Origin of the sequence: Serratia sp. CY81684 (assembly GCF_052166595.1) — a bacterium.
GTDB classification, from domain to species: Bacteria; Pseudomonadota; Gammaproteobacteria; order Enterobacterales; family Enterobacteriaceae; genus Serratia; species Serratia nematodiphila.
On record NZ_JBJNOO010000001.1, the window covers coordinates 991,388 to 1,006,190 of the forward strand.

Sequence of the window (14,803 nt, forward strand, 5' to 3'; positions counted from 1 at the left end):
CGATACCGTCAGATATAGACGGCGCCGGCTGTACTGCAGGAGATGAAAAAGCCCCGAAAGGGGCTTTTTTTATGCGGCGCGATACCAGCACATCAGCTTGATGTGGCTTTCTACAATGCTGAATTCCTTGCCGCCGCCGACCTCGGCAGACGTCAGTTCGATGCTGTGGCCGTGCTTACCAATGTCGACGGTGTGATTGTGCTTGCCGATCTCGACGGTGTGGCTATGGTTGCCGTTCTGACTTGTCTGGTTCCGTGTGCGGTGGCTGTCATTGTCTGAACCGACGATGTAATCGCCATCCCACGCCGGGCCGGGGGCGGCCATGCCACCCTGGTGCGCATGCTCGCCGCCTTCTGACGTCCATTTCGTACCGTGGTCAAACTCTGACGCCCATTTTGTGCCGTGGTCAAACTCGCCCACCTGGCCGCTGACGCCGTGGCTGTGCTTCGGCATATTTTCAACGCTCAGTGTTACCGTGTCCGAACCGCCGGCGGTCAGCACATCCGAGCCATCGGCCTTGCCGATGCGGATCGTTTTATTCTCGCCGGTATAGTGCCAGGTGGTGCCCGGCCATTTTTCATTAGGGTTCAGGTTCGTCGCAAAGAAGATACTGATCCCCGGCGGGTAAATGTCATCAAATGCCGCTTTGCTTTCCGCCAGCGCGTAGGCGTCGTCCGCCCGGTTCTTGACTTCGCGAAACTTCGTGTCGACGTACTCCACGGTTGCGATGATGACCGTAGGGTCGATCAGTAGCTGAACATCCTTTGTGCTGCTGACTGCCAGCTCGACACGGATCACTGAATTGCGCCCCGAGCCTTCGGCAAGATGCGATTTGTAGGTGTCCGGCAAGCTGCCTACGGCAACCAGCACGCCATCATCTGCATAAAGCCCGACCTCCCTGATCCAGAAGCCACCGAACTCCGGCGGAATTATCATTTCTGCGCTGATCACGTTGGCCGATTCGCTCACGATAGTCAGCGCGTTGAGCGCGGCACGGTATTGCTCGCCGATAAGCCCGGTCTGTTCTGGTGATGGCGTTGGTGTGGCGCCGGCGCCATCGCCCACGGCCATTGTGCTGATCGCCATAGGCTGACCGGTCTGCGCGGCCAGCGCCAGTTTGGCTGCGCCGGCATGGGTCAGGATGCTGAAGAATTCCGGCATGATCCCCCCTTACATGCCCAGCTTAGACAGGGCGACGGCGTCGCTGTCGTCTGCCGTATGCAAGAAAATAGCTTCGCGCAATGTGCCGTAGCACGGATTTACCTTGCCGCCGGTAAACGTACTGCCGACATAAATCGGCTGCGGGAATGACGTCAAATCAGCCAGCCGCCCCGTCGTCGACGTGCCCCTGGCCTTCAGCTCGCCCGCTTCGTAGCCGCGAATTTCGCCGCCGTCGACGTCAAACAGTGCGGCGGAGGGCACGTAATCTGCATACGGGGTTCTGACCGCGCCCATCGCGATGCCGTTCACACCCGAGCCATTCCAGGTGCTGTCGCGCGTGCCGTAGCGCCATGCCTCGATGTCTTTTTGCTGGTTGGTGATCTGCGTACGCAAATAGGCCATAGGCAACCCGGCGATGCTGATGCCCACCAGAATGCCCAGCGAATCAGCGCGATCGTTATCCGCCATGCGGCCGCTGATGGCATATTGTCCGCTGCGCTGCACGCGATGGTTTTTCTCTGATCGCAAATACGCGCCGCCGTTGCTGGAAATCTTGATGATCACGCCCGGCGCGTCGCCGCTGTCGTCATATAACACTTGCGCGCCGTCACCCTGCATCACGCTGATGTAGTCATCGTTCGCGAACAGGGAATACAGCTTGCTGACCTCCCTGTTCGCGTTCATCTTGACGCCGAACGCCGGGTTAATGGCGCTTTCGACCTTGCCGTAGATACCGTTGTCGAGTAACCAGGTAATGCGCGCCATACAGCCGGCCTCATCGGGGATCACTCCGCCATCGGCCAGCACGCGGGCCTTGTGCGCATTAAAAATAGCCTGGTCATCCAACACATAGGCCGACAATTTCAACGCCGGGCGGCCGCCGGTCGGGTACGGGACGCCGCTGTTAAAGCCGAGAGTCATGCTTTTTCTCCTGATAATGGGATGCGATCCAGCGTCATCCAGTTGTAAAGCGGGAAGGGCGCGCCGTTGCGCGTGATTTTCTTACTGACCATGGGCGATGAATCGCGCAGGCACGTCAGCGGGTAAGTTCGGCCGTTAGCGTGCTGCGTCTTGTTGTTGAAACCGACGAGCAGAAAATCATTGGCGGCCGGTGCTTTATCGCAGGTAATGCGCAAGGTTGTCCCGTCCACCACGTCAACGCTGAGGATTGCGGCAGATTTCAGCTCCAGCGAAAGCCCCTGATTTTTTACGTCGCCAATGAATGCGTTATCGATAACAAGCGGTGGATACGGCATTTTGCAGCGCGCTTCGATGACACTGCCTGTCACGGTGACCGATTCGATCGTCGTGTCCGTCCAGGTGCCTTTTTTCTCGTCATCGTACAGATGCCAGTGAACCGCCTGCGCCTGGTATTCGCCCTGCAACACTTTACCGGCGGCATTGATATGGCTGAGTGAACCATCGCTATACAGCCAGTTGAGCGGATATTTCGGCCCGTAGCAGATGGCGTTTGCATGCCGGCGCACGTATTCGCGCTGATCGACGGCAGAAATGGAATAGGGCTGCGTGATGACCTCTTCGCCGAGCGGGTTGCCTTCCTCGTCTACTGCCTGCGCTTTACTGTTAAGCCGGCTCCCGACCTGGCCGATCACGATCACAATCTCGTCGGTTTGCCCGGTGATCGCCTTGTAATCCGCTATCCGGCGCGGGAAATAGGTTTCTTCTTTCGCCAGATAATCACCGGGCAGCAGGTTGTCGCCGTTGTCGTTGTCGGTTTCGCCATGCTCAAACAGCAAGACGACGACCTTGCATTTTTTCCCGACCGCGTCAGCGATTTGTTTCGCGCGCGTCACCATGTCGATGCCGTTCTGATACGGCACGGTGCCGGGTGAGATGTTCGCGAATGACTGGCCGCCGGCGGCAGCCGGCGCGTGGAAAAATACCGGCCATGTCTGGCCGTTCTCTGCCAGCTTATCGAGCAGGGTATAGGTTCGCGGCAATGAATGGCCCTGTCGCCAGCCGGCGGCGGGGTATTGCAGATCGTTGGCCGTGTCGCGATCGTCGTCGGTAACGGCTTTGAGATTGCCGCCTTCGGGGCGGCCGTTCGCCAGCGCCAGCGCGTAGCCGCGATAGCGCGGGTCGTAATTCATGATGTTGATATTCGATCCGTTGTGGCTGTCAAAGGACGCCGCCAGCGACTGGCCGTCTTCAGTTGTGATATGCATCTCGCCGCCCGGCACCATTTCGCGCTTCGACTTGATGAACATCACCGCATAGCGCGGCGCGGACTCTCCCGCCGGCAGATAGCTGAACAGCACCGCATCGGGGCCGAGATTGTGGGCGGACACGACGGGGTGATCGTTCCATAAAAGCTGTTCGCCGATATGCAGGGCTAATTTTCCCTCCGCCGGCCGGATGTTGGCAGAAATATAATCCTGCACGGCAGTGGTGCCGAGGCCGGTCAGGATTAGCCCGGCGTCAGCGGCGCGCAGGCCATAGATGATCCTGGGGTCGGCATCTTTTGAAACCAGCAATGAGTGCCAGCCCTGAATGCGGCGGGTGATTTTTGTCGACAGCAGGCCGTCCAGGCGCTCCTGTAAAACATCGTCCATCCACGGCAGACGCCACGCGCCATTTTTTTCAATTAGGCCGTAGGAATCATCACCGTTTTCAGCTGCAAAGAAATAAGCCAGCCCTGGATAACGGTTGGTTTTATTCTTTGGCAAAATGCCCAATAAATAATCCTGAACGGCCGCTTCTAACCCGCCCAGCCATAAGCCGGATTGATTATCAAATGCGCCGTAGGTTTCATCCGGCCCGCCCTCGGCATTAAAAATGATGGGGTATTTATCGGAGTGATAACTTTTAATGGACTTGATCCTGTTTTCCAGTGTGCCGACAGTCAACATGGTTGATACCAGTTGCGTCAGGATCTCCGCGAGGTAGTTGCCTGAGGCCAGAAAACGCCCGGTTGGCGTGGCCAGACCGTTGATGTTCTGATATTCGTCCATCCAGTGTTTGTCATCAGTCGATCGGACGTTAAACAGGGCATCGGCGGGTAGCTTGCCATTATCAATATCGCGCTGGGCATCCGGCAGGGTTTTATACAGACCCTCGCCAAGGTTGATCGTTGCCATCAGTGAATCAAACAGGTTGCGCAAATACAGAGTACGGGCGGCTAACTGCCCGGCCTGAATATTTATCGCGCCACTTTCGCCACCCTTTACCCGGTCGCTGTCTTCGACCTGGTTAATGGCCTCCCATTTTGACTGCTCGTTTAATTTACTCATCGCTCGCGTTCCCGGTGTAGACATAATGGCCGCTGTGTTTAATTTTGCCGTCGTAATAAAGGGGGATATCTGGCGTTTTCCCTGCCGGATATACCGTCAATATTTCCCCCTGATAACTTGCTGCACCGATGTGGATCGTTCCTCGGGACGTCGCCGCAATATTGAGTTGACTCAGATGGCGACTGACCGGTGTGGCATCCGCAACCAGGCGATTTAATTCGGCAAGCGTCTTTTCGGTGATGCCCACCTCGTTGACGTCGACCTCAAGCCGAAAGGTGCCCGGCCTATCGCCGGTGTCGAACCATTCGGCAAAGGCGGCAGAAAATCCCATGCTCTCAATCACCCGCCGTACCGCGGCGCGGGTGCCCTTGCGGCGGTGCTGCCAGTAGGATTGCTGGATCGCCGCTATCTTTTTCTCTGCCGGCCAGTTCTTGTCCCAGCGGTCGACAGACAGCGCCCAGGCGAGATACGGCAATAACTCAATCGGGCAGGCCGTCGGCGTCCAGAGCGTGCGCAGCGCGACGGTGATCGCTGACAGCCGCGCAGTGACCGTTTCGGTGTGGCGCATCCAGGCGCCGGCGGACGGGGGAAGCAGGGTGTTATTCATCCGTCCCGCCGTTCTCTACCGTGTAGCCGATGTTGCGCGCAGCCTGCGTGTCGGAGATCTGCAAGTCAGTCGACGGCGAACGCAGTACCACACGCTGTACCCCCTGCACATGCAGTGAGGCGGAGATCGCCGACCTGGCGACGTCGCGTCCGATCTTCTTGTCGTTGTCGGCCAAAAAGCCACGCAGCGACGCCATGGCGGCGTTGATGATGGGTTCCGACTCCGGCCCCGGATACAGGAAAAGCTCCGCATCAATCGAATAGTCGACGATATCCGCGCTGCGAACCGTCACGCGGTCGCCCAGCGGTCTGACTTCTTCATCGTTAACCGCGGCCGTCACGGCGGCCTGCAGTTCGGGCGAGGCGGTGCCGTCGCCGTCGGTCGACAGGATGGCGATCACCACCTCCGCCGGTGCCGGGCTGGTTGCCCTGGCGTCGGCAACCTTGCCGCTGGCACTGCGGGCAAAATATTCATATGCCGCCGACGGGCCGGCCACGCTCATGCCCTCGAACGCGGATTGCGCGCGCAGGCGCAGGGCTTCGTCACTCTCCATCACCGCGTCGGACGTGTCCGTTTCCGGGGTGATCGTCAGGCGCTCGGTGTCGAGGTTGGCGGCCAGGTTGTCCAGGTCGGTGCCTTCGGCGTGACTCAGCATGCAGGCGGCGGCCCCCTCGTTGATTCGCCGGCGCAACAGCAACTCGCGGTAGGCCATCGCCTGGGCGATCACGTTGAGAGGTTCAGACTCCAGCGACAGGGCGGCGGCAACCGACGCCTGCTGGTCAGCAGGGAAGGCGGCGATCATCACTGCCTTGACGTCAACGAGGATCGTCTCGAAGTCGAGCGGCTCGATGATCTGCGGCGATGGCAGTTGCGACAGGTCAATCGTTGGCATCGTTGTGGCTCCTTAACTCAATCGTCCCGGCGCTTTTCTCCATGCTTTCCGTCAGCATGCCGGACATCTCGGCCGTGACGGCGCCAGTGGGTGAATAGCTGATGTTGATGGTGTCCAGCGCAAGGCGCGGCTCCCATGCCGCCAGCGCGATCACGGTCGCGCTCATGAGCTGCAGGCGGGTGACGTCGTTCTGCGGGCTATCGAGCAGATCGGGCACAAGCGAGCCGTAATTACGGCGCATGATGCGCGAACCGATGGGCGTCAGCAGAATGTCATTGGCTGACTGCCAGACGTGATCCGCATCGGTCAGCGTGCCGGTGCCGCTGTTATTCATGCCGCGGTACTTCTCGCTCATTGGGTGCCCTCCGTCCAGTCGCCACCGCGCTGCACGCCGCCGTGGCCGTGATTGTCGACCTTCACGCCGTTCGACACGAAGGCGCCGCCGGTGTGATTGAAATCACCGTGCATCTCGCCGCCTTCGCTGACGTCGAATTGCCGGGTCTTCAGCAGGTTGGTGCATTCGACGACGGGCGAATCCAGGATCACTTTGACCTCGGCCGTTAATTTGGCTGTTTTGATGCCGCTGACTTCCAGTGCGCCGGCGTCGGCGTCATAACGGAATTTGGCGCCGTCCGGGGCGGTGATCACCATCTCGTTACGCGAGCCGCCGGGGGCGGGGTGATCGTTGCTGTACAGGCTGCCGCCGATAATGGCCGTCTCCGGATTGCCGCCGATGCACAGCAGCCAGACCTGCTCACCGAGTGACGGCGGCATCCAGATGTTGAATGCGCCGGCGCGCTGCGCATTCCAGCGCAGCCAGGTGGTATCTAACCCGCCGGTGGCGACGCGCACGCGCTTGTTGTCTTCGTCGATCGCCGTGACCACGCCAACGCGGATCAGGTTTTCCAGCAGGCGAATAAGTTCGGCCGCGTCCACTATTTCACCCCCAGCGAGTCAATGACCGAACGGGCGATCGCCATGCGGTCGGCTTTGGTGATCCCCAGCACCTCACGGCGTGGGTAGGACGCCATCGCGCCGGACTTGTTTACCCTGTCACGCAGGCCGTACTGGTGCGTGCGCGCAATACGGCCCGCAACGCCGGTAAAACAGACTGTGGCGCCGCCGGCATCGGCGCGCGCCTTCAGGAAGCGCGCGGTACGCAACCGGCGAAACATCGGATCGGCCTTGGTGGTGTCCTTGCGCGTCTGGCTGAAGTTGATATCGAGGTAACGCTCGATATCCTCGCGATAGAAGGAGCGGACGGCGCCGCGGCCTTCATCGAAACCGGTCAGCATGCGGCCGCGGCTGCCCTTGGTTGCCCGCCAGTTTTTCAGGCGGCGGGTTTCGCCGTTCCAGATAAAGCCAATGCCGGCCTGCGAGCGCAGCACCTTGCGGCGGCGCTTCTCGAATTTTGAGCCGTCCGGGTTTTCCTGGCGTGCAATGCGCCGCGACTGGCTCTGGCGCAGCATGCGGCCGACCTCGCGCGCGGTGCGTATACGCCCGGCGGGGGACATGCCGCCGAGAATATTGGCGAACACCTGATCCAGTTCATGAAACAGCGCGGCATCGGTCATGGCACCAGCTCCCCGCCGCTCTCAGGATCGAACACGATTTGCCAGTCGCCGCCGTTGATGCGGGGCTTGTCTTCCGCAAGGTGCTGCGCGACGGGCTTGCCGTTCTCGATAGTGACCATCACGCGTTCCCATACCGGCACCTTCAGCAGAATGTCGGCGCTGTCGTCGCTCACGATATCGGCGTCAAACTCAATCTTTTTGTTGCTGTCCGGGTTCAGCAGCAGGTCGGGCTGGTTCTCCCAAATCCACGCCAGCAGCGGCAGCATGAGGTCATCCAGTTGACCGGAAAAGTCCATTGCCAGCACCTGGATCGGGTACACATACATGAACGAGCTTTCGCCGGTGGCCTGGATCTCGATATGGCCTTTTTCCACCCATACCGTGAACAGTTCAGGATTGGCCTTGCACCAATCGCAGGCCGCGATCAGCGCGTCGCGCAGCAGTTCGGCTTTTTTCACTTCATCCCCCTGGCAATACGCCGTAGTTCGAGTTCTCGTATGGCCGCCTTGTCGGCGTTGCAGGTGTCCAGCGCATCCAGCAGCCGATCCGCCCAGGGCGCCAGGCTGCCGTAAGTCATCGGTGACGGTGCTGCAGGCACATCAGTGTTTGCCGTCAGGCTGGCCGGCAAAGGCTCCTGAATAATCTGCGGCGCGGACTTCCGCGGCGCGTTTTTGCAGGCTGTCAGCGACAGCAGCAGGCACAGGAGTAACGGCACACGTTTCGCCGTCCAGCGCAGTCTTGATGGTTTCACGTCGTTGTTCTCCATTGGTGCCGCGCTTCTCGCTCAGCTTCTTCATTCCGGCCTCAATCTCGCCGACGTCGGCACGCAGGGCGCGCACTTCGGCCAGCACATCCCCGGTTTGCTCGACGGCGCGCTCGGCAATATCGCGGCGCTGTTCGGCCAGTTCCCGCTGATGCTTCTGCCATCCCATCCCAGCCAGTGCCGCCAGGAACAGTAGGATCAATACCGCGGCCGCTTTCATTCGGCGCCCCTGAGTGCCGGGTCAGACAGGCACCAGGCTTTGAACTCTTCCCGACGGTTAACCAGCCCTTGCAGGCGTTTGCCGCCGGAGTTCACAAAGTCGGTCAGGCGCTGGCATACGCCGGGCCAGTTGCCCGCCTGCGCATATTTCCACAGCGTGGTGCGCTGTTTTTTGCCCTGGCGATCGGTGAACCAACTGATACCGGCGCAACCCACGTTGAAACTGACGTCGCTCAGCGCCTCAAACACGAATTGCGGGGCGGCGGCGCCGTTAAAGTTGCTGTTGATACACTTTTCCGCGCGTACCAGGTCGTTTACCCAGCGCTCGGCGATCTCCGTTTCCGAGTACTGCCGCTCTTCGACGCGGGTCGTTGAGCCCATGCCGATGGTCAGCACGCCGGCGGGGCAGTAGTAGGGCGTCTTGCGGCAGTCCTCATACTTCGCCATTTTTAACTGTGCCGCCTGGCTGGTGCGCACCTTCTCGGGCCACAGGGCACCGGCCAGCGCCACAATGGCGGCCACGCTGCAGGCGATAACGCTTTTTCGTCTCACCGGTGGCCCCCTTTCAGCTCACTGATCAGCTCTTTCACATCCTGCCGGTTCTCGGCATCGCTGCGCACCGCGTCAACCAGCTGCGCCAGCAGGGCGTTGGTGGTCGCCTGGCTTCGCGCCACCCGGCGGCGGTGGATTTCGCCCAGCGCTGCGGCGATAAGGCCGATCACCAGCCCGCCGGTCGCCAGCCATTCGCGCTGCGTCATCATGCCGATGCCCATCAGCACGGTGGAATAGGAGTAGATCACCCAGCTCCAGAGGCGGTCGATTACGTCCATAGCTGCACCGTCTCCTGTTGGGTTGAACGTTCTATCTCCGGCAGCTCGACCACCTGGCCGGCGGTCAAAAATATCTGTTCGGCGATCCCCGGATTGGCGGCTAACACGATTTCGGTCACGCCTTGCGTGGTGCCATAGTGTCGCTGGCACAGCAGATCCAGCGTGTCGCCCTGCATTGCTTGCACCTTCACTAAAATGCCTCCGCAAAATTGCGTATTTCGTCGCGAATGTCGGCGATAGCCCAGCGGGCATCCCGCCACAGATCTGCCGCCTGCAACGTCAACCCGGCGGCGCGTTTCTCGCCGGCGTCGCCGGTGGTGTCGACGTCGCGATAGTTCTCGATCAGCAGCGCGCGGGTGATGCTGAATACCGCGCGGCGGTAGCGGTGGATCTTCACGCTCACGTCATTGATTTGACGGGCTGGCACGGTCTCCAGCGACGCGAAGCCGGCTTTCAACTGTTTTTCTTGCCAGCCCGTCAGCTGGTCGATCACATGGCCTGTCGCTTCAATCGCGGCCTGCTTTAAGCGGGTGGTGGTCACCGCGCCGGTGATGCGCATCTCAAGGCGCACGTCCTTGAGCGCAATCGCGGGCCAGAAGGGGCCGGCGGTGATGCTCTCGCCGCCATCGTCGGTATCTGGCACATCGTCAGCGGCGGGGGTGACGGTACGCCCGGCAACAAGGCTCATGGCCCAATCTCCTCAAAAGGTGGCGGTGAGCGGACGGGGAAAAGCACACGCGAAGCGCTGCAGATCTCCGCCCGCGCCGCCAGCGCACGGGGCGCAAGTCGTTTTATTCGGTGGCGTCCTGTTTGGCTTTCTTACCGGCGGCCTTGCCGGAGGGCTTATTAGCGGCCGATGGCTTACGCGCGGTGCTGCTGCGCTGCCGGCGCTGGGTGGCCGGTACAGTCGTTTTTGATGCTGCTGCAGCGTCGGTCGTTGTCGCGGTGCCGGCGGTGTCGGCATCGTTATCGCCTGCACCGTCGGTAGTCTGGCTGGCCTTCTTGACCTGGCGTGCCAGGCTCTCGATCGCTTTTTTCACGCCGGCGTTGGCGTCCAGTTTCAGCGCCTGGCGCAGCAGTTCCAGCGCCTTCGCCTGGGCGGCATCATCGCCACCGCGCAAGGCAAATCCGCGCACCTTGAACAGTTTGGCGAGCACGACGTCAGGCATATCCTTGCCATCGACGATTTGCGCGAGCTCGTCCAGCACCTGCAGGTGTGCGATCAAATCGGTACTCTCGTCGGCCTTGACCTGCACAAGAATGGGATCGCAAAGCTCTTCCACGAGGGCCGTCGCCGCCGTGCGGCGGAACTGGTCAGGCATCGCGAGGTTGTGCTCGATGACATAGCGGCCGATACGCACAGCGAGCGGATAATCGCCGGCGTCAATCGCCCAGATCATCAGGGTGACGATGACCTCGTCCTGCCTGCCGCTGTTGCCGTCGAGCGTGCCTTCGATCCAGCCGTCGTACTGTGGCAACAGCTGCTTTTTCAACTCCGCTTTCGCCTGGTCGGACTGCACGCGTCTGAGTGCACTCTGATCCATGCGCAGGCGGTGAAGAATTTGTTCATGCGCGGTGCGGGCGGCTTCTGTGAACTCCTCGGTCTTACCGTGGCGCTCCGCCATCACGCGCTGAAAATGTCGTTGTGCCGGTGTCAGCATTGTCCTGTCCCCGAAAGGGGGCGGGCAGGCGCCCGCCCGGGTGATTAACCGCCGTTTTCAGGCTTTGCGAAGGTGATGCCGTCGATAAAGGCGACGTTGCCGTAGTCCTCGACCACGAAGTCATCGTTAGATGACTGGTAGGTCGCGACGCGGTTGTACTCCGGCTCTTCCTTGATGGTTCGGCGCAGGCCGCCGCGCTGGTAGTAGATCGACAGGTTCTTAAACGGCGTGATCAGGATGCCGTTAACAGGGAAGAACGGCGCGATGAAGGTCGGCATGTTCCCGACGCGCTCCTGCGCCACAATCAGCTGACCGGCCAACATTTCGGTGTTCGGGTTGGTCTGGCTCATGGCGTTGATTGCCGGGAAATTGCTGGTCGTCAGCAGGTCACCGGCCAGGATCACCACGTTATCAGGGTTACGCTTGTGCCATTCGTCCATCAGGCTGTTTTTGGCGTCATATACCGCAGCCGATACGTTGCCGTAGGTGCCTTTGGTGATGATCTTGTTGTCTTCATCCCGCGAGGTGACCGTGATATTTGAAATAACGCGGTGTGGCGCTTCCTTACGGATTTTCTCAAGGAAGCCGATACCGCAGTCCTGCAGCAGCGGGTTGGCGGCACGGTTGGATGGATCGGCGTAGCTGGTGCCGTTGAAACCGATCATGATGCGGTCAAGTGACATCTGGCGCGCCATTGCGCTGCTGATCAGCGGCTGGAAGTTAGGTTGATGCGCCCAGGCGTCCAACTGTTCGTAGCTGATGCCGTAGTCGTAGTTGACCTTGCGGCACATGTAGTTGAGCGGTTCCATTTTGCTGTTATCGGCCGGGTTGCGGCGCGTGGTGGTGCTGTTGTTCACACCGGCCAGCGGGCCTTTGCTGCCGATCAGCACTTTCTGGCCGATCTGTTGGGTCACGCCGAAGACGTTAATCTTGCTCAGGAAAGAGTCGCTTTCCTGCGCAGCGGCTTCCAGCTTCTGCTGCACCGTCGGATCGACAGCGAATTTTGCCGCGACGGCGGCCGGCGATACGCGGTTTAGCTGGGCCTGCCGGCTGATGTACTGGTCGAACAGCTCGCGGGTAATGTTTTCCATGTTCGTTTCTCTTGTAGTGAATATCGGTCAGTCGCTGGCTTAGTAGTCAGCCAACTGCGCGTTGCCACCACCGCCAGCCGGCGGGCGACGGCTAAAGTTACCGTCCGTGGTTTCAACCTTCTGCTGCATCGCAGCCAGGTCAGCGGTCAACTTCGCGATGGCCTGCTTGTTGCTGGCGCTTTCCTGCGCGGTGGTGCTGAACTGGTCGGTTAAATCGGCCTGCGACTGCGCCACGGCCTCTACCGCCTGATGCACCTGGCTGAAGCGTTCATCGTCGGTTTTCTTGCCCTTGCCGAGGATGCCCATGACGCGGGAGAACCACTCGTTGCCGGTGGTTGAGCGCGACTGCTCTGCCTGCATCAACTCAGCTTCGAAAGCGGCGGTGAACATCGTCGGCTCGGCATCTGCCGTGTTGAACCGCATGATCTCCCCGCGCTTCTCTGCGGCGAATTTCAGCTTGTCAGTGCCCAGACTGGCCGGGGTGTCGGTCATCGCCAGGCCGACCAGGTACGGGCCGTTGGTCAGTGAAAACTTCGGATGGATCTCGACGCTGGAATAAATCTTCTTCCCGTCGTCGGTCATGGTCTTCATGCGTGCCGTGGGCTCGATCTCTGCGTACAACGCCGCTTCGCCAGTCAGCGGGCCGTCAGAAATGTCCTCGGCGGACAAGGCCATCACGTCACCCATGGCGCAGAAGGTGCTGTCCGGGAACGGGGAAAGGTAGTGCTCGATATTGACGCGGGCGCCATACACCGCCGGGTTATACGACGCCGCCATTGCATGGATCTGATCGCGGGTGACTTGACGGCCGTCGATAGTGACGCCTGAGGTCATAACGCGGAATTTCTTACGGGTGCTCGTTGTGCTTGCCATGTCTGCTTGCTCACGATTCTGTTGAGTTCCCGGTGATGATGGCAGGGCGTCCGGCCCTGTCTCAACGCGTTGTTGTTGTCGGAGAACGGCGACAGCCGGCACCGCGAGAAAGCCCGCGCGCGCGCGGGTTAACCTCCCCGGCAGGACATGGGGGAGACAATGACGGTTCAGGAAACATTCACGAGGCACCGCGCACGACAGCTTTACTGGCAGGGCTACCCGCCGGCGGAAATCGCGCGCCTGATGGGTATCAACCAGAACACGGTTTACGCCTGGAAGAAGCGCGACGAATGGGACGAAACGCCACCGATCCAGCGCGTTACCACCTCGATTGATGCGCGCCTGGTGCAACTGACCGGCAAGGACAAGAAGAGCGGCGGCGACTTCAAGGAAATCGACCTGCTGACGCGCCAGCTGAAGAAGCTGGACAACGGCACGCCGGCCACCCAGCCGAAAAAGAAGGTGCGCAAGAAGCAAAACTTCTTCTCTGAGTCGCAGATCGCGCAGCTGCGGCAGAACATCCTGGGGTCGCTGCACTGGCACCAGCAAGGCTGGTATGACAATCACTACCACCGCAACCGGATGATCCTGAAGAGTCGCCAAGTTGGGGCGACCTGGTATTTTGCGCGCGAGGCGCTGATCCGCGCGTTATCTGACGATGTGAAGTACAAGCACCAGCTCAACCAGATCTTTCTGTCGGCCAGCCGCCGGCAGGCGTATCAGTTCCGCAGCTTCATTCGTTCCGCCGCGGCGGAGGTCGACGTCGAGCTGAAAGGCGGCGACATGATCCAGCTGTTCAACGGCGCCGAGCTGCACTTCCTCGGCACGTCTGCAGCGACGGCGCAGTCCTACACCGGCAACCTGTTCTTTGACGAGTTTTTCTGGGTGGGCCAGTTCGCCAACCTGAAGAAGGTGGCCGGCGCCATGGCGACGCTGAAAGGGCTGACGCGTACCTACTTCTCCACGCCATCGGCGGAAAGCCATGAAGCCTACCCGTTCTGGACAGGGGAGGCGTTCAACAAGGGGCGCGCCAGCAGTAGCCGCGTGGAGTTCGACACGTCCTGGAAGACGCTGAACAGCGGGCTGATGTGCCCGGACAAGATCTGGCGCCAGATCGTCACGTTGCAGGACGCCATCGATCACGGCTGGGATTTGACCGATATCGATGAAATCCGCGACGAGAACAGCCCGGAGGAATACGACAACCTCTACGGCTGCCAGTTTATCCGCAACGGTGAATCGGCCTTTGACTACAACATGCTGCTGACCTGCGGCGCTGATGGTTATGACGACTGGCTCGACTGGAAACCCTACGCCATGCGACCGCTGGCCGATCGGCCTGTCTGGATTGGTTACGACCCGAACGGCGCCAGCGGGAAAGGTGACAGCGGGGCGATCTCCGTCAACGCCGTGCCGCTGGTCGCCGGCGGTAAGTTCCGCACCATTGAGACGCAGCGCATCCGCGGCATGGAGTTCGAGGCGCAGGCCAATCTGATCATTGGCATGCTGGATCGCTATAACGTGCAGCATATCGGCATTGACGGGCAGGGGATTGGTGAGGCGGTCTGGCAGTTGGTGAAGAAGAAGTTCCCGGCGGCGGTCTGCTACCAGTTCAACCCGGCCAGCAAGCGCATGCTGGTATTGAAGATGCAGCAGCTGGTTCGCGGCGGTCGCTGGGAGTTCGACCGCGGGGAGCGTGACCTGATCACGGCATTCAGCGCGGTGCGCAAAGTGGTAACGCCTGGCGGGGTTATCACCTATGACACCGACCGCAGCCGCGGCGTCAGCCATGGCGACCTTGCCTGGGCGACGATGCTGGCCATTATCAACGAGCCGCTGGGACAAGATGGCGGCAGCACAATGACGGTTATGGAGTATTAA

19 protein-coding genes are annotated in these 14,803 nt (G+C 60.5%); 1 reads left to right on the forward strand and 18 read right to left on the reverse strand.

The genetic code is table 11. The features are described 5' to 3' along the window. Window positions 1-69 precede the first annotated feature (69 nt). The 18 genes from ACJ8QF_RS04835 to ACJ8QF_RS04920 form a co-directional block, all read right to left on the reverse strand. Entirely contained in the window at window positions 70-1,161 is a 1,092-nt protein-coding gene (locus ACJ8QF_RS04835; protein ID WP_442537314.1) for a phage tail-collar fiber domain-containing protein, read from the reverse strand. A 9-nt stretch (window positions 1,162-1,170) separates the two neighbouring features. Beyond that, a complete protein-coding gene (locus ACJ8QF_RS04840; protein WP_442537315.1) occupies window positions 1,171-2,082 on the reverse strand; it encodes a hypothetical protein in 912 nt (303 codons plus the stop codon). Next, window positions 2,079-4,412, reverse strand: a complete 2,334-nt coding sequence (locus ACJ8QF_RS04845) for a hypothetical protein (RefSeq protein WP_442537316.1) — start codon at window positions 4,410-4,412, stop codon at window positions 2,079-2,081. The genes ACJ8QF_RS04840 and ACJ8QF_RS04845 overlap by 4 nt, the downstream gene beginning before the upstream one ends. Then, on the reverse strand, window positions 4,405-5,019 hold the full coding sequence (locus tag ACJ8QF_RS04850; RefSeq protein WP_442537317.1) for a phage tail protein I: 615 nt from the start codon (window positions 5,017-5,019) through the stop codon (window positions 4,405-4,407). The genes ACJ8QF_RS04845 and ACJ8QF_RS04850 overlap by 8 nt, the downstream gene beginning before the upstream one ends. Then, the gene (locus ACJ8QF_RS04855; protein ID WP_442537318.1) at window positions 5,012-5,911 is read right to left on the reverse strand and encodes a baseplate assembly protein; all 900 of its coding nucleotides are present in this window, start codon (window positions 5,909-5,911) and stop codon (window positions 5,012-5,014) included. The genes ACJ8QF_RS04850 and ACJ8QF_RS04855 overlap by 8 nt, the downstream gene beginning before the upstream one ends. Further along, window positions 5,898-6,266, reverse strand: a complete 369-nt coding sequence (locus tag ACJ8QF_RS04860; protein WP_046687319.1) for a GPW/gp25 family protein — start codon at window positions 6,264-6,266, stop codon at window positions 5,898-5,900. Before ACJ8QF_RS04860 ends, ACJ8QF_RS04855 begins: the two co-directional genes overlap by 14 nt. Next, window positions 6,263-6,847, reverse strand: a complete 585-nt coding sequence (locus ACJ8QF_RS04865; RefSeq protein ID WP_442537319.1) for a phage baseplate assembly protein V — start codon at window positions 6,845-6,847, stop codon at window positions 6,263-6,265. Before ACJ8QF_RS04865 ends, ACJ8QF_RS04860 begins: the two co-directional genes overlap by 4 nt. Next, complete coding sequence (locus ACJ8QF_RS04870; RefSeq protein WP_442537320.1) at window positions 6,847-7,485, reverse strand: phage virion morphogenesis protein; 639 nt, start codon at window positions 7,483-7,485, stop codon at window positions 6,847-6,849. The genes ACJ8QF_RS04865 and ACJ8QF_RS04870 overlap by 1 nt, the downstream gene beginning before the upstream one ends. After that, the gene (locus ACJ8QF_RS04875; RefSeq protein WP_110593059.1) at window positions 7,482-7,943 is read right to left on the reverse strand and encodes a phage tail protein; all 462 of its coding nucleotides are present in this window, start codon (window positions 7,941-7,943) and stop codon (window positions 7,482-7,484) included. Before ACJ8QF_RS04875 ends, ACJ8QF_RS04870 begins: the two co-directional genes overlap by 4 nt. Next, the gene (gene lysC, locus ACJ8QF_RS04880) at window positions 7,940-8,200 is read right to left on the reverse strand and encodes an Rz1-like lysis system protein LysC (RefSeq protein WP_419722835.1); all 261 of its coding nucleotides are present in this window, start codon (window positions 8,198-8,200) and stop codon (window positions 7,940-7,942) included. The genes ACJ8QF_RS04875 and lysC overlap by 4 nt, the downstream gene beginning before the upstream one ends. Further along, window positions 8,085-8,468: a DUF2570 domain-containing protein gene (locus ACJ8QF_RS04885; RefSeq protein WP_060436612.1), complete on the reverse strand. Its 384-nt coding sequence runs from the start codon at window positions 8,466-8,468 to the stop codon at window positions 8,085-8,087. The genes lysC and ACJ8QF_RS04885 overlap by 116 nt, the downstream gene beginning before the upstream one ends. Then, on the reverse strand, window positions 8,465-9,019 hold the full coding sequence (locus ACJ8QF_RS04890) for a lysozyme (RefSeq protein WP_442537321.1): 555 nt from the start codon (window positions 9,017-9,019) through the stop codon (window positions 8,465-8,467). Before ACJ8QF_RS04890 ends, ACJ8QF_RS04885 begins: the two co-directional genes overlap by 4 nt. Beyond that, the gene (locus ACJ8QF_RS04895; protein ID WP_049300589.1) at window positions 9,016-9,297 is read right to left on the reverse strand and encodes a hypothetical protein; all 282 of its coding nucleotides are present in this window, start codon (window positions 9,295-9,297) and stop codon (window positions 9,016-9,018) included. The genes ACJ8QF_RS04890 and ACJ8QF_RS04895 overlap by 4 nt, the downstream gene beginning before the upstream one ends. After that, window positions 9,288-9,488: a tail protein X gene (locus tag ACJ8QF_RS04900; RefSeq protein WP_033640714.1), complete on the reverse strand. Its 201-nt coding sequence runs from the start codon at window positions 9,486-9,488 to the stop codon at window positions 9,288-9,290. Before ACJ8QF_RS04900 ends, ACJ8QF_RS04895 begins: the two co-directional genes overlap by 10 nt. Further along, window positions 9,488-9,985 (reverse strand): head completion/stabilization protein, encoded by a 498-nt coding sequence (locus ACJ8QF_RS04905; RefSeq protein WP_442537322.1) that lies wholly within the window; start codon window positions 9,983-9,985, stop codon window positions 9,488-9,490. Before ACJ8QF_RS04905 ends, ACJ8QF_RS04900 begins: the two co-directional genes overlap by 1 nt. Window positions 9,986-10,088: 103 nt before the next feature. Beyond that, window positions 10,089-10,958 (reverse strand): phage terminase small subunit, encoded by an 870-nt coding sequence (gene gpM, locus ACJ8QF_RS04910; protein ID WP_442537323.1) that lies wholly within the window; start codon window positions 10,956-10,958, stop codon window positions 10,089-10,091. 44 nt (window positions 10,959-11,002) lie between these two features. Then, complete coding sequence (locus ACJ8QF_RS04915; protein WP_337046566.1) at window positions 11,003-12,049, reverse strand: phage major capsid protein, P2 family; 1,047 nt, start codon at window positions 12,047-12,049, stop codon at window positions 11,003-11,005. 39 nt (window positions 12,050-12,088) lie between these two features. Next, a complete protein-coding gene (locus tag ACJ8QF_RS04920) occupies window positions 12,089-12,922 on the reverse strand; it encodes a GPO family capsid scaffolding protein (protein WP_442537324.1) in 834 nt (277 codons plus the stop codon). 159 nt (window positions 12,923-13,081) lie between these two features. Between ACJ8QF_RS04920 and ACJ8QF_RS04925 the strand changes: the two genes are divergently transcribed. Then, entirely contained in the window at window positions 13,082-14,803 is a 1,722-nt protein-coding gene (locus tag ACJ8QF_RS04925; RefSeq protein WP_442537325.1) for a terminase large subunit domain-containing protein, read from the forward strand.